We start from the raw sequence: 13,903 nt of genomic DNA on the forward strand, positions 1-13,903 counted from the left end.
TTAATTCACCCCATTCATCCAACTTCTTAAAAGCCATCGAACTTTACGCTTTTTGCGCAAAGGTTTCCAACTTCGTTTTCAAGCTGCCATCGTACAGACGGTCGCCAATTTTGATAATAACGCCACCGAGAATCGCTGGATCTACGACTGCTGTCATACGCAGCTTTTTATTCAGCGTTTGTCCGAACTTCTCAGCCAGCTCATTTTGCTCTTCAGTAGAAAGCGGTTTTGCACTTGTCACAATCGCATCTGCAAATCCACGAGCTTCGTTCGCCAATTGTACAAAAGAACGGTAGATATCAACCAGATCAACTTCGCGTCCGTTCTCAATCAGGACGTTTAGAAAATTAAAGGCTTCTTCTCCTACATGGCTTTTGAACAATTCGTCAGCGAGCGTAACTTTCGCATCTGCTGCGATGTGAGGGTGCAGCATGATCTTTTTCAGATCTTCATTGCCTTCAACCGCTTCCACGATTGCACCCAGGTCTGCTTCTACCTGATCAATCTTGCTACGTTCACTCGCTACTTCAAAGAGCGCACGAGCATAACGTTTTCCTACTGCGCTACTCATAGGCGATCTCCCACTTGTGCGAGAAATTTATCAACAGTAGACTTTTGAGCTGCTTCGTCCAGTTCTTTCTCGATGATCTTGGAAGCCAAGAGCACGGACAGGCTGGTCATTTGCTCACGCAGTTCGAGTTTTGCTTTTTCCACTTCACGTGCCAGTTCAGCGCTTGCTTCCGCTTTCATACGCTCGGATGCAGCTTGTGCTTCTGTCACGATTTTGGTTGCTTCATCAGACGCTTGCTTTGCAGCGCGGTCAATGATTGCTTTTGATTCTGCACGCGCTTCATCCAGCACGCGACGTTGCTCAGCTAGAAGAGCTTCCGCTTCAGTGCGGTTCTTCTCAGCCGAGGAGATTTGACTTTCGATATGCTGACGACGTTTTTCCATGATCCCTACGATCGGGCCCATAGCCAATTTACGAACAAGCAGCAACAACAACAAGAACACAATTGCCTGGGTTAACAGCGTTCCCCATTCCAGGGATACCGCTCCAAAGTCGAGCATTCGTTTCACTCCTTCCTGCGAAAAGAAAGATGTATATCAAGGTTATTAATTGTCTTTGTCAAAAATATAGGCGGGTATCAAGTGCCCGCCTATTGTTACTAAATGCTCGCTGATTACAGGCGACCGAAGAGAATGAAACCGATCGCTACAGCGATGATCGGAACTGCCTCTACCAGACCAAGACCCAGGAACATGAGACCCATCAGGCTACCACGTGCTTCTGGTTGACGAGCTACACCTTCAATTGTACGAGAGATTACCAAAGAGTTACCAATCGCTGCGCCAAGAGCAGCCAGACCAAATACGATACCAATTGCAAGAGCCAAACCTTCCATTGTTTAAAAACCTCCTTAGTGTTTAAAAAGCGAAGATAAAATCGGGTAAGCGCAAAATTAGTGATCTTCATTCACTTGCTGTGACAGGTAAACCATCGCCAGCGTTGTGAAAATGAATGCCTGTACGGAACCGACGAACACTGAGTAGCCCAACCACAGGAACAGCGGAATGCTTCCGAAGATCCCTACACCCAGCAGGAAGGCAATCAAAACCTCACCCGCAAAGATGTTACCGAATAGACGCAAAGGCAGCGTCAACGGCTTGATGATGAACTCCTCCAGAATGTGAATCGGGTTCAGGAATGTATGTTTCAACCATCCGCTGAAGCTCTTCTTGATACCCAGATAGTGAGCGTAGAGAAGAACGATGAACGCCAGAGCGAAAGTTACGCTAGGAGTCGCTGTTGGTGATTTCCACCAGCCAATGACAACGCCATGCGAGGACGGATCGGTAGAGTTCAGCTCTTCTTCAAGCTTGGCCACCTTTTGTTGCTTCATTTGTTCATTCGTGGAAGCCGTCAACATGTCTTTAACCTTTTCACTTACTTGATGGTCAGGACCGTTGTGGTGAGCCGTGTTTACGTTAAATACGAGACCCAGTTGGTTTCCAAGGAAAATGTAAAGGAACAAAGTGAGTGCCAGCGAGACAAAGCCCGCAGCCTTCTTCGGTGTGATGTAGCTTTTTGTAATGCCGGTAACGAAGTCCACAATCCATTCCATCACGTTTTGCGCGCCGCTTGGAGTTGCGGAGGTCAGGTTGCGGGTCATCCCGATACACAGCAAAAGCACCACCAGAGAGGTAACCAAAATCATAAGAATAGTGGAGATGTCAAATACCATGCCCAACCATTCAAACCGCAGAGAATAATGCATGTATTTCACCCCTTTCTTCCGCGCGAATCTATTGCTTACGTACGTTGTAAAGAAAAAATATCTACTATCTATTTAAAGGAGCGATACACAAAAAGGAAACTGAGAATCTGAAAGAGGAATAACCCTATCAATACGCCAGCGATTCCAAACAAATGGGGAAAACGCATTGTCAAAAAGACTGCAAAGCCTGCCACAGCCAGTCGTTGCAGCATACCAGTCCCTTTTGGCCGGACGTTTGGATCAACAGCCATCTGACTAATGCGCCAGGTTTTGCTGAAGAGAACCGTGCCATTTACCAAGCTGCAAACCATCCCAAGAAGGAGGCTTTGCAAAAAGAAACGATACGATGGCAACACCGCCCAGAGTATCGAGGCAATTGCCATACAGAAAAAGGCATAGCGAAAAGTGGATCGCATTGCCGAAGAAAACGTTTGCATGTTCCATCTCCCTAGAGGTAACCGCGAACGATGCGGTAGACGCTATACACGCCTATTCCTAATCCCGCGAGCAGCCCAACCATCAAAAAAAGCGGATTGGTAGAGAAAAGACTATCCAAGTATTTTCCCAGAAGGACTCCCGAAATCACGCAAACGGCCATATCTACACCGATCAGGGTGACCAATGTGATCGCTCGCCACGGATTATCCAATTTCGACACAGAGTAACATTCTCCTTTCATACATAAGGAGAGGGCTGGTGTCAAGTGCCCCTTTGCCCTCATTCATATTAACGAAGAATTATTCCCTTTGTCAACGTTAGGCTCAGTCTGTACACAAAGCGTTCACAATTTGAAATTTAAATTTTCTCGACAATTGTAGAGACGCCTTGTCCACCGCCGATGCAAAGTGTTGCTAACCCATATTTTGCCCCTTCGCGTTTTTGCAATTCATGCACTAGCGTGACCAATATTCTCGCTCCACTCGCACCAATTGGATGTCCCAAGGCGATGGCTCCGCCGTTGACATTCAGCTTCTCGCGATCAAAGCCTAGTGCTTTGCCAACAGACAGCGATTGAACAGCAAAAGCTTCATTTGCTTCGATCAAGTCAATGTCAGCAATCGACAGACCCGCTTTTTCCAATACGCGTTTGGTCGCAGGAACTGGACCGTACCCCATGATGCTCGGATCAACACCTGCACTTGCATTGGCTACGATACGGGCAAGAGGCTTCACACCCAGCTCTTCTGCCTTCTCGCGTGTCATAATCAAAAGAGCTGCTGCTCCATCGTTGATACCAGATGCATTCCCGGCTGTCACAGTTCCATCCTTTTTAAATGCAGGCTTTAGTTTGCCTAGGGCTTCGGCTGTCACGCCAGCACGCGGGAATTCGTCTACGACAAACAGCACCGGGTCACCCTTGCGCTGCGGGATCGGAACCGGCACGATTTCTTCTTGAAAACGACCACTAGTGAGCGCTTGCTGAGCCTTTTCCTGGCTCCACGCTGAAAATTCATCCTGCTCTTCGCGTCCGATTTCGTATTTGGTGCAAAGGTTCTCTGCTGTAATGCCCATGTGGTAGTCGTTGAAAGCACACCACAGCCCGTCGCGAATCATGGAGTCTACCACTTTCTGATCTCCCATGCGGTAGCCTGAACGCGCACCTTCCATTAAGTATGGTGCTTGACTCATATTTTCCATCCCACCAGCCAAGACAACCTCTGCCTCACCAGCAAGGATGGACTGAACGGCCAGATGAACGGCTTTTAGACCTGAACCACAAACTTTGTTAATTGTCAGGGAGGGGACTTCATGAGCAAGGCCCGCGTGAATAGAAGCCTGACGCGCCGGGTTTTGACCCAAGCCTGCTGACAGTACGTTCCCCATAATCACTTCATCGACCGCATCCTTGGAAACACCTGCACGCTCTAGCGCTGCTTCCAGTACAATTCCGCCCAGCTTTGTCGCGCTGACACCTGCAAGCGTTCCTTGAAAGCTACCTATAGCAGTGCGCACAGCACTCGCAATGACGATTTCTCTTTGACTCATCTTCCACACACCCCTCAAATACACAGGATAGGCAACCTTCTTAAGATTCCATCTCTTCATGATGATTCCTGCTAGGAAATCGCTTTCTTTTCCAGTTTATTTAAAAAACGTCACGGCTCTTGATGAAACAGCACGAGCGTAAATAACTTCGTAGGTGACAGGGATGCCCGTTTCCCTTTTATACGTCTGTTCATAGTAACGAATCATTTCTGTAAGGAGTTTTCTGCGTCCAAGACCGCTCCCTTGCTCCATACTTGCACTGGCGCCCACGGCTTTCACAGCATGCAGGAAATCCCGTACACCCGGGTAAGTTAGCCGTTCATATTTCCTACTGATCTCTATATCCGTAAACCCTGCTTCCTCCAATTGCTCATGCCAATCACGTGTAGAGAGAAACTCCAGACCATGGCGTACTCCCTTTTCTCCCAAAATCGCATGAGCATTCGCAAACGAATCATGCAGCTCCCAAAAAGTATCAGGTCCAAATGTCGAAAAAACCAAAGGTGCTCCCGGCTTCAGGATTCTTGCCAATCCTCTTAGCGTATGCGCTGGCCTGGCAAACCACTGAAAACACGCTCCTGAAACGATCAAATCCTTTGACTTCGCCTGTTGTTCCCAAACCCATTCTTCGGCATCAGCTTGAGAAAATGAACAAATCAGGCCGTGCTGCTCCAGGTTGTTCTTCGCCTGCTCCAGCATACCTGGCGCAATCTCTACCGCCTCGTAATGGGCAGCAGAAAAATGGCTACGAATGACGCGGGTTAACTCCCCTGTTCCACAGCCAATCTCTAGGATGTTTCGTACATCATTCTCGTTCGTTATCTCTGTAACCATTTGACTCAAATGATCGGCCATCTTCTTTTGCACAAGTGCGTATTTTTCATATGAGACAGCCTTCTCACTAAATCGGCTGCTGATTGCCCTCTTCTGCAAGCTGCTCCACCATCCTCTTTAGCGAATCTCCTACAACCTCCGGAACAAATACATGCGGGGCATGACCACAGTCAGGAATTTGAACGAAATTGGCACCCGAAAGGCTACTCGCCAGTTCTTCTCCGGCTGTGAGCGAACAGATAGCATCCTCCGTGCCTCGAATGACGAGAGTAGGAGTAGTCAGCGAAGACAAGAACGGGCGGCAATCCTCTTCTTCTAAGTAGGTCAAGCCCGCAATCAACGCCGCCGTACTCCACTTCTGGCTGTCCAGTCTCACATGCAGACCTGTTTGTTCACGCTCACCCGGTGTGAGCATCTGTTCGACAAATGCGTCCATCACCCGCTCGCGTGCTACAGAAAGCTGCCTTTTCATCCTTTGTAAAACAACAGGATGCCACCCAGCGCGAAGGTCATGCCGTTCGCATATAAAGCGAGCTGTTGTGCCGATCAAAACAAGTCCTGAGACCGGGTACTGGGCAGCGAGGCGTATTCCGAGCATCCCTCCCATAGACCACCCCACTACAATCAGCTCCTGCGCTGCTAGAGGGCGGACTTCCTCTACTACTCTCTCGTAAAATTGCGAGGAATCCGTGACGTCCGAATAAGTAGGAATGATGTGCTGATAGGAAGGGAACTGTGAGCGAACCGCATCCCAGCTAAAATCTGGCATTCCCCACCCGGTTAGCCACAACATCACTTTTCTCACGATATCGTCCCTCCTTTCTGAAGCTCGTCCCTGATTACGCTCACTTGTTCGCAAGCCCACTCCAGCTCTTCACGCGTATGAGCAGCCATCACGGTAAAACGGATACGTGCAGTTCCTGCTGGCACAGTAGGAGGTCGAATCGCCACTGCTGCAATCCCTCGCTGCCTAAGCCTTTTGCTGAACTGCAAAGTCCACTCATTCTCGCCTAGCGTGAGCGGGATGATTGGCGTATCTTCTTCGTCTACAGTAAACCCGCGTGAGCGAAGCAACTGGCGAAACATGAGCGCATTCTGCCTCACTGCTTTTCTGCGCCAAGAGTCTGTTTGTACCAAAGACAACGCCGCCAGGTTCGAGCCAATCACAGCAGGAGGCAGAGCTGTGGAATAGACCAGCGAGCGCGCTTTTGTCATCAAATAACGAATGATGATCTCATCTGCGCATACGTATGCCCCATAAACACCAAATGCCTTGCTGAAGGTTCCCATCAACACATCGACTTTTCCGGCGATGCCCAGCTCGTGGCACAAGCCCTGCCCTTCGTCACTACGCACTCCCCCTGCATGGGCTTCATCAACCATCAGCATGGTATCGTAACGATCTCGTAGTTGTACCAATTCATGCAGAGGAGCTTTGTCACCATCCATGGAGAATATGCTGTCCGTGACGATCCACTTCCGTCTTGCATCCTGGTGCTTTTTCAGTAAAAACTCCAAATGCTCCATGTCGTTATGTCTGTACCGAAAATGCTCCGCCCGACTGAGCACGATCCCATCTACAATGCTGGCGTGATTCAATCGATCACTAAAAACAGCGTCGCCTCTTCCAGCAAGCGCTGCAATTACCCCTGTATTTGCCTGATAGCCGTTTGCAAAAACAAGCGCCGCTTCTCTCTCTTTCCACGCCGCCAATTGTTGTTCCAGCTCGTCGTATAACGCGTAGTTGCCATGGACGAGACGAGAGGCAGTTCCTCCTGCCCCCCACTCCTCTGCCGCCAATTTGCCAGCTTCCACGATTCGTTGATCGTGGGCCAAGCCCAAATAGTTGTTCGATGACAGATTTAATAATGGTTTCCCTTCGACTTGAATCCACGTGCCTGCACGATCACTGGCTGACTCTACGGTGTTCCACTCTCTTGCCAACGATTGTTTCCGCAATGAATCGTATTCTTCTTCCAGCCATGTGTAGCGTTTATTCATAACTGATCTACAGCGCACACAGCTCGATTTCAAACCCGAGGTCTTCAATCATCTGATGGTCTGTCGTGATTTCTTGCCCGGGTGTCGTCAAATAATCGCCTACAAACAACGAGTTAGCCGCATACAAGGAAAGGGGCTGCAAGGTGCGCAAATTCACTTCGCGACCACCCGCAACACGAATTTCTTTATCTGGGCAAATAAATCGGAACAAAGCGAGAACACGCAGAGCCTTCATTGCCGGGGTGCGTCCTTTATCCTCCAACGGGGTTCCTGGAATCGCATTTAAAAAATTGATCGGGATGGAATCTGCGTCGAGATTGCGCAGGGCAAATGCCATTTCGACGATCTCCTCATCGCTCTCCCCCATGCCAATGATCACGCCTGCGCAGGGCGACATCCCTGCTCTTTTCACGGTATCGACTGTCTGTATACGCTGGTCGTACGTGTGCGTTGTCGTAATCGCTTCGTAATGGTTGCGACTCGTGTTGAGATTATGGTTGTAACGGTGAACACCTGAATCTTTTAGACGCGTTGCTTGTTCGTCGCTTAGAATCCCTAAACACGCGCAAATTTTCAGCGGCATCGTCTCACGGATTTCTTTGACGGCCTCGATGACTTGGCCCAGCTCTTTTTCCGTGGGACCGCGTCCTGAGGCGACAATACAGTATGTACCTGCTTTTCGATTCATGGCTTCTCGCGCACCTGCGAGCAATGTCTCCTTGTCCAGCATCGTGTACTTGGATACGGGAGCATTCGAAACAATCGACTGTGAGCAGTAACCGCAATCCTCCGGACATAGGCCGCTCTTGGCATTGATGATCATGTTCAGTTTGACCTTTTTTCCGAAAAAGTGCTTTCTGACTCGGAATGCTTCGTTCATGACCAGCAGCAGCTCATCATCCGGCGCTTGCAACACCTTCATTGCCTCTTCGTGCGTAAGCACTTCCTTGCTAATTGCTTTACGAGAGTATCCCTTCCAATCCAAACAGATGCTTTGCTCCATTTTCTCGTCTCCCCCTCTTATTATTTATGGCTCCACTGACACAGCTGTCCGATGTCTACACATTCTTGGATCAGCTGCGTCAAGTGCTGGCGCTCTAACGGTTTGTTTATCCATGGGAGCACGCCCCATACGGGAACTCCCCCATAGCTCTCAATCATGCTCGCGTTTGTCTTGACACTCTCATCAATGACACCAGCTGAGTTGTTTTGATTCAGGATGACACCTACAACCTCGATCCCAAGTTCCCGTGCATACCAAACGGACAAGAGCGTATGGTTAATTGTGCCGAGCCCAGCCCGAGCTACGATGAGCATGGGCAGGTTCAGCCGAGCAGCAAGATCCGCCATCGTTTCGGTTGGAGTCAATGGAACAATCAGACCACCCGCTCCTTCGACAAGAAGTGCTGGATAACGTTCCATCAAGGGTCGCCCGCAAGCGATTACTTCCTCCATAGTCAAGCTTTTCCCCTCTGCATCCGCAGCCAGATAAGGGGTAAGCGGTGCTTCAAAACAAAGTGGGGCTATCTCCTCACACGCGTCAGGCACTCCGCTCCACGATCTCAAGTGCATAGCGTCACTGCCCTCATCATGTGCTCGTGCTCCTGACTGGACTGGCTTCCAAACTCCGATGTCCACTCCTGCCTCACGCAACACGGATGCGATTCCGGCGGTCACAATCGTTTTGCCTACCCCAGTATCTGTTCCTGTGATGAACAATCCGGAAAAGAGGCGATCAGCCATATCAATCACTCCTCTACTTCACCTGTCGTTACATCCTGAATCGATTCCGCCAAAATCCGAACCATGTCAGCCAATTCTTCGGTTGTAGATACAAGCGGCGGGATAAAAACGATGACGTTGCCCAACGGTCGTGTCAAAAGCCCTTTTTCTCTCGCTACCTGACAGACACGCACACCGATCCGCTCATTCCAGTGATAAGGCTCCTTGGTCTCTTTATCACGAACCAGCTCGATTCCCGCCATCAAGCCTTTTTGACGGATATCTCCTACATGAGGCAGGCTGTACAGCGGCCCTAGCAATTGCTCCAACACGATTGCCTTTTGTGCTACTTGTTGAACAACCCCGCGCTCCTCCATCAGCCGCAGGTTGGCGAGAGCAACAGCACAGCCGAGTGGATTTCCTGTGAAGGAATGTCCGTGGAAAAAGGTTTTCTGTTCCTCATAGTCAGCGAAAAAGGCATCATAAATCTGCTCGGTTACTAAGGTAGCCGCTACAGGCAAATACCCTCCCGTAAGCCCTTTTGCAACTGCCATGATGTCTGGCACGACCCCATCATGCTCACAAGCGAACATTTTCCCCGTTCGTCCAAATCCTGTCGCTACTTCGTCTGCGATCAGCAATACATCATGAGCGCGCAACAGCTCCGCGATTTTTTTCAAGCAACCATCCGGCATGATAATCATGCCGCTTGCTCCCTGCACGACAGGCTCTACGATCATCGCCGCAATCTCATGAGCTTTATCCCTAAGCAAACTTTCCAGGCTGCTTAATGTGGACTGAACGGCTGCTTCTTCGCCGCCTTGCCTGTACGGATAAGGGTATGGAATGACATGTGGAGAAAAGAGCAGCGGTTTGTAGACCTGATGGTAGAGAGGAATGGCTCCCACACTGGTGGCTCCAATCGTATCCCCGTGATAGGCATTGTTCATCGTGATAAACGAATGCTTTCCGGTCTGTCCGCGATTTTGCCAGTATTGGAACGCCATTTTCAGTGAGATTTCGACCGCAGTTGCCCCGTTGTCAGAGTAAAAAACTTTACTCAATCCTTTTGGAGCGAGATTGATCAGCTTTTCCGCTAATAAAATGGATGGGACGTTTGCCATGCCGAGCAAAGTAGAATGGGCAATCTGGTCGAGCTGCTCCGTGATCGCCTGATTCAGCTCGGGAACGTTGTGGCCATGGACGTTCAACCACACAGAGGAAAAACCGTCGTAGTAAGCTTTGCCGTTCACATCGAATAGCTTGATCCCTTCTCCTCTCGCAATAATGAGTGGCTCCTGTGCGACGTAGTCTTTCATTTGGGTGAAGGGATGCCAAACGTATTGCTTGTTTTTGGCAGAGAGTTCTTCATAGTTATTTAACAACCAAATCACAACCTTGGTTAACATATATTTGTTAACCGTTATTTTAAAATGGTTAACCTATTTTGGCAAAGCTTTTTTCTCGACTTTGAAAAATCAGGAACATCTAAGAAGGTCCTTCTAGTTTGAGTCAACATAGTGGAGGAGAAGAAAAAGCGCAGTTCTCTTCGACTCTGACACGCCAGCTGGGGGATATACTGTCCGTCTCCACTTCCAAAAGGGGACCGTCGAGCCAAAGCCACCCTACGGGCGGAAGGTTCTCGAGGAAGAAGTGTTCGACAAGCGTGGTCCCCTTTCGGAAGTTCCGACTGGGTAAGCGTTGTCAAGGTCTACGAGCCCTGCGCTTTTTCTTCTCACCAGCTTTGTCCGTTCATCGATACCTCCTAAAACTCAAAAAGGTCAAGCTCCTCTTCGTTAGAGGAGCTTGACCTTTTATATTCCGATTCTATTTATCTTGATGCAGGATGCGATACAGTGCCACGACACACACTGCTCTCGTCGTCGGTTTATTCGGCTGATAATTTCCTCCAACTGGATCAATCAGACCAAGTCCGACCATGTTGTTGATGGATGTCGATGCCCAGGAAGGCCAGGTTCCTTTATCGGAGACCTTTTTCGTCGCTCCCTTTTTATTCACGAGACGATCGAGAATGACTGCGGCCTCTGCGCGAGTCACCGGCTGATCCGGCCGGAAGGTATTATCGTTATACCCCTTCACCAAACCTTTGGAAACAGCAACCTGTACGGCACCTTGCGCATAGGAAGGCACCTTATCCTTGAATTTCAGTTTTGGTGAGGAAGGGAGCTCCCATTCAAAAGAGCGCGCGAGCAGGGTGACGAACTGTGCTCTTGTCAGAGAAACCTCTGGGCCAAAAGTCGTCTCCGTCAAACCCTTCACGTAACCCTTTTCCGCCATGTAGGTGATTTCTGCCTTGGCTGGATGCTTCGTGATATCTGTAAATCCAGCGCTGCTCGTGCCTGCATTGTCCAGGTAGTACGGAATGTACTTGCCGTAGCTATTGACTTCATATACCCACTGACCTTGAGCATTCATGGTTCCCAGAAGCGGATCCAACGTATTGTTTACTTGGTTTACGTACAAGAGTCCAACGCCTTTTCCAGCGAGCCATTGCTTCGGTGCCAAGGTCAATCGAATCGACGAGGTTGAAATCGCGTCCTCTTGCCCTGCTTTTAGTTCGCCCGGCTTAATCGTAAACGAGTAATCAGCAGGTACATATCCTGGCATTGGTTGGGTCACGATCGACTCCACATCAATCAGTGCACTGTCCAGATAAGATGCAGTATTTTCAAAGGAGTAATGGAGATCAAGCTCCGCTCCGAGTGACATGCTGCCTGGGAGTTCAGGGACAACGGCCACATCGCTCGGTTGACCTGTCTTGTTGCCCAAGAGGAGCGAGACTTCATCGAAGTACAGTGTTCCTTTATCGTGTGTAATGCCATCATTGGCTTGGTCAACGACATACACACTCTTCAGATGCAATGGATAGGCAACATTGCTCGGGAAGTAGCCTTTCACTTGCTTCCAGCCTGTCCAATTGATCTCTTTTGCCAGATCGACGTAGACCGACTTGCCGTTTGCATCAATTGCTTCTGCACGGAGCCAATGTCCGCTGTTGTCCCCATTGACCCATAAGCCCAATCCGAGCGGCTTGCCAGGAATCGTCACAGGGTTTGCCCCCAGCATACCGTACGAAATCCGCATGTTGTTCGCTGGTGCTCCTGAGAAGTTGTACACTAACTTCGCTGCTTTTTTCGTGCGGAACGTCTGATCGGAGACGAGCGCGAACGAACCAGCCGAACTAATGCTAGACGGATTTGCCGCATGGTACATGCCTGCCTGATTATCGAAGGTGAGCCATGGCTGCTCAAATTGTCCAACGGCAAATGGTACAGTTGTCGCCACGCCATCATACGTAATCGTCAGGTTTCCGTTGCCCGGCTCATTGCCTGCCACCAATTGCAAATTGTCGTTAATCGTCGCTACAGAAGAATCGACACTCGCTTTTACGCTAAGTGGCGTCGCTTGTACGGTAGAGCCCTTTTTCGTTTTGATTTTGACATCGAGAGTAATGGATTGTCCCGGTGCAATGGTAATCGGATTCGGGGAAACGATGATTTGCTGCACATCGATGCCGGAAATGACTTGAATGTCTTTATTTTGCGTCACATTGCCCAATCTCGCAGTCAATGTGATTTTGCCGGAACGAGCTGGTGTGAAGTGTTTGCCATTTACGGAGCCCGCTTCGGACTGACTAGCATCCCAGCTCACATCGCCTGCATTGATCGCATACGGTTGGAAATGCACATCATAACCTTTGGATGCACTGAGCGGGATAGATTGTCCGATAAGCACATCTGCCGGTACATCGATTTGGAAGCCTCTCAATTCTCCAGCAGGTGCCGTATTGTATACGGCCAGTCCAGTAGGTACTCGACGCTCAGCACCGCCGCTCGGCTTATTCGCCAGATTCGCGTGTGTCTCACCCAGCATGCGGGCTGCCATGGTCGTAGAGCCACCACCGTCAAAGTTTACAGCCCGATAAGAGCCGAGCTCCGCCATGATTTTTGCTAGCTCGTCCAAATAAACGCCTTGGCTCGCATCGATCGTGACCATGTACAAGGTCTTCCCGTCCTGGGAAACTCCGACCGATGTGCGTGCCGTCTTGTTGATGATAGACTTGTCCGCTTGAAAGGAAGTGAGCGCTTTCCCTTGATCAACCAAAATCACATTGCCGCCTACCGCTTGCTTTAGGTTGAGTGTCTGTGGTGTCGTTTGGTACTCAACCGCTGCAGTAGCGCCGACAGGGAAGTTTTGTTTGAGGAATGCTCCTGCTGCTCCATGTCCCCAAAGGACATAGCCGTTGTAAGGTATGTATACGCCTGGTTGATTCACACGAACTTCTTTGGCTACATTGTCTACAAACAAAATCTCGACGACATCTTTGTAGCCCGGTATCGTCCCCAAGCTGGTTTTGCCAAAGGAAGGGGTATAGACGTTCAGTTGGTTCTGGTGACTTTTTCGTGAATCACTCGGGTTGTACTCTTCCTTGTTGACACCCTGAATCGAATAGGTAGCACCATTAGGGGCAGTAACCTTTCCGCCAAAGCCAAACTTGTCGACAATGGCCATCTTGTCTCCGGTCAAGCCCAGCGCGTACCAGTAGGAGACCAAACCCATGGAAGAAATCAGTTCATCGTCTTTCATGACAATACCAAACGGCGCTCCCCGCTTGGACATGTTAAAAAAGTCGGCATTAATCGCTGCTACAGCTCCGGTTTCACGCGCCATTTGTGTAACCGTCTGCCTGTCTGTCAGCTTGCCCTTCGTTCCGTATACCGGTTTTACCTCAACATAAGGATTGTTCAAATCAACCTTGGTTACCATGATCGTGACTACTTGATTGGCAAATGATTTCGTATATTTCTGCAAAGTGGTCCCCTCACCAATTGGGGTTTGCCACATCATATTTAATGCACTTGTCTCCGCTCTGGCGTGTGCGACATTGGTCGCAAACGGCACAAACGGAACAAAAGCTCCCCAGGCCATGGTCGTAGCCGTGAGCAGCGTCACTATCCTTTGCGCTCTCATGTTGATAACTCCTCTCCGTATTCCAAACTCTGTCTTTCTACCATCTAAGCTAAGCAACTAAATATTAGACGCAATAGGTCATGGATAGT

14 protein-coding genes are annotated in these 13,903 nt (G+C 49.5%); all 14 read right to left on the bottom strand.

Annotated features, from left to right (window positions below; translation table 11 throughout):
- Positions 1-43: 43 nt before the first annotated feature.
- The 14 genes from HP401_RS06620 to HP401_RS06685 all read right to left on the bottom strand — a co-directional run bounded on the left by HP401_RS06620 (position 44) and on the right by HP401_RS06685 (position 13,814).
- The gene (locus tag HP401_RS06620; protein WP_173604497.1) at positions 44-571 is read right to left on the bottom strand and encodes a F0F1 ATP synthase subunit delta; all 528 of its coding nucleotides are present in this window, start codon (positions 569-571) and stop codon (positions 44-46) included.
- Positions 568-1,071, bottom strand: coding sequence for a F0F1 ATP synthase subunit B (atpF, locus tag HP401_RS06625; protein WP_015893622.1), 504 nt, complete (start codon positions 1,069-1,071; stop codon positions 568-570). The genes HP401_RS06620 and atpF overlap by 4 nt, the downstream gene beginning before the upstream one ends.
- A gap of 113 nt (positions 1,072-1,184) precedes the next feature.
- Positions 1,185-1,406 (bottom strand): F0F1 ATP synthase subunit C, encoded by a 222-nt coding sequence (gene atpE, locus HP401_RS06630; RefSeq protein WP_015893623.1) that lies wholly within the window; start codon positions 1,404-1,406, stop codon positions 1,185-1,187.
- Positions 1,407-1,463: 57 nt separating this feature from the next.
- On the bottom strand, positions 1,464-2,279 hold the full coding sequence (gene atpB, locus HP401_RS06635; RefSeq protein ID WP_087341741.1) for a F0F1 ATP synthase subunit A: 816 nt from the start codon (positions 2,277-2,279) through the stop codon (positions 1,464-1,466).
- 68 nt (positions 2,280-2,347) lie between these two features.
- Positions 2,348-2,716 (bottom strand): ATP synthase subunit I, encoded by a 369-nt coding sequence (locus HP401_RS06640; RefSeq protein WP_041749692.1) that lies wholly within the window; start codon positions 2,714-2,716, stop codon positions 2,348-2,350.
- An 11-nt stretch (positions 2,717-2,727) separates the two neighbouring features.
- Entirely contained in the window at positions 2,728-2,937 is a 210-nt protein-coding gene (locus HP401_RS06645) for an AtpZ/AtpI family protein (protein ID WP_081437281.1), read from the bottom strand.
- A 137-nt stretch (positions 2,938-3,074) separates the two neighbouring features.
- On the bottom strand, positions 3,075-4,265 hold the full coding sequence (locus HP401_RS06650; RefSeq protein ID WP_173604498.1) for an acetyl-CoA C-acetyltransferase: 1,191 nt from the start codon (positions 4,263-4,265) through the stop codon (positions 3,075-3,077).
- 96 nt (positions 4,266-4,361) lie between these two features.
- Positions 4,362-5,198 (bottom strand): malonyl-ACP O-methyltransferase BioC, encoded by an 837-nt coding sequence (bioC, locus tag HP401_RS06655; protein ID WP_173604499.1) that lies wholly within the window; start codon positions 5,196-5,198, stop codon positions 4,362-4,364.
- A complete protein-coding gene (locus HP401_RS06660; RefSeq protein WP_173604500.1) occupies positions 5,167-5,904 on the bottom strand; it encodes an alpha/beta fold hydrolase in 738 nt (245 codons plus the stop codon). The genes bioC and HP401_RS06660 overlap by 32 nt, the downstream gene beginning before the upstream one ends.
- Positions 5,901-7,100 (bottom strand): 8-amino-7-oxononanoate synthase, encoded by a 1,200-nt coding sequence (gene bioF / locus HP401_RS06665; RefSeq protein WP_173604501.1) that lies wholly within the window; start codon positions 7,098-7,100, stop codon positions 5,901-5,903. Before bioF ends, HP401_RS06660 begins: the two co-directional genes overlap by 4 nt.
- Before the next feature lie 7 nt (positions 7,101-7,107).
- Entirely contained in the window at positions 7,108-8,103 is a 996-nt protein-coding gene (gene bioB / locus HP401_RS06670; RefSeq protein ID WP_173604502.1) for a biotin synthase BioB, read from the bottom strand.
- Between the two features lie 20 nt (positions 8,104-8,123).
- A complete protein-coding gene (bioD, locus tag HP401_RS06675) occupies positions 8,124-8,843 on the bottom strand; it encodes a dethiobiotin synthase (RefSeq protein ID WP_173604503.1) in 720 nt (239 codons plus the stop codon).
- Between the two features lie 5 nt (positions 8,844-8,848).
- The gene (gene bioA, locus HP401_RS06680; protein ID WP_173604504.1) at positions 8,849-10,231 is read right to left on the bottom strand and encodes an adenosylmethionine--8-amino-7-oxononanoate transaminase; all 1,383 of its coding nucleotides are present in this window, start codon (positions 10,229-10,231) and stop codon (positions 8,849-8,851) included.
- A 418-nt stretch (positions 10,232-10,649) separates the two neighbouring features.
- Positions 10,650-13,814: a phosphodiester glycosidase family protein gene (locus HP401_RS06685; protein ID WP_173604505.1), complete on the bottom strand. Its 3,165-nt coding sequence runs from the start codon at positions 13,812-13,814 to the stop codon at positions 10,650-10,652.
- Positions 13,815-13,903 lie beyond the last annotated feature (89 nt).

This window comes from Brevibacillus sp. HB2.2, from assembly GCF_013284275.1.
GTDB lineage: Bacteria > Bacillota > Bacilli > Brevibacillales > Brevibacillaceae > Brevibacillus > Brevibacillus brevis_D.

Coding starts and splice junctions, on each gene's coding strand:
- HP401_RS06620 (WP_173604497.1), bottom strand. CDS start 571: ATGAGTAGCGCAGTAGGAAAACGTTATGCTCGTGCGCTCTTTGAAGTA.
- atpF (WP_015893622.1), bottom strand. CDS start 1,071: ATGCTCGACTTTGGAGCGGTATCCCTGGAATGGGGAACGCTGTTAACC.
- atpE (WP_015893623.1), bottom strand. CDS start 1,406: ATGGAAGGTTTGGCTCTTGCAATTGGTATCGTATTTGGTCTGGCTGCT.
- atpB (WP_087341741.1), bottom strand. CDS start 2,279: ATGCATTATTCTCTGCGGTTTGAATGGTTGGGCATGGTATTTGACATC.
- HP401_RS06640 (WP_041749692.1), bottom strand. CDS start 2,716: ATGCAAACGTTTTCTTCGGCAATGCGATCCACTTTTCGCTATGCCTTT.
- HP401_RS06650 (WP_173604498.1), bottom strand. CDS start 4,265: ATGAGTCAAAGAGAAATCGTCATTGCGAGTGCTGTGCGCACTGCTATA.
- bioF (WP_173604501.1), bottom strand. CDS start 7,100: ATGAATAAACGCTACACATGGCTGGAAGAAGAATACGATTCATTGCGG.
- bioB (WP_173604502.1), bottom strand. CDS start 8,103: ATGGAGCAAAGCATCTGTTTGGATTGGAAGGGATACTCTCGTAAAGCA.
- bioD (WP_173604503.1), bottom strand. CDS start 8,843: ATGGCTGATCGCCTCTTTTCCGGATTGTTCATCACAGGAACAGATACT.
- bioA (WP_173604504.1), bottom strand. CDS start 10,231: ATGTTAACCAAGGTTGTGATTTGGTTGTTAAATAACTATGAAGAACTC.
- HP401_RS06685 (WP_173604505.1), bottom strand. CDS start 13,814: ATGAGAGCGCAAAGGATAGTGACGCTGCTCACGGCTACGACCATGGCC.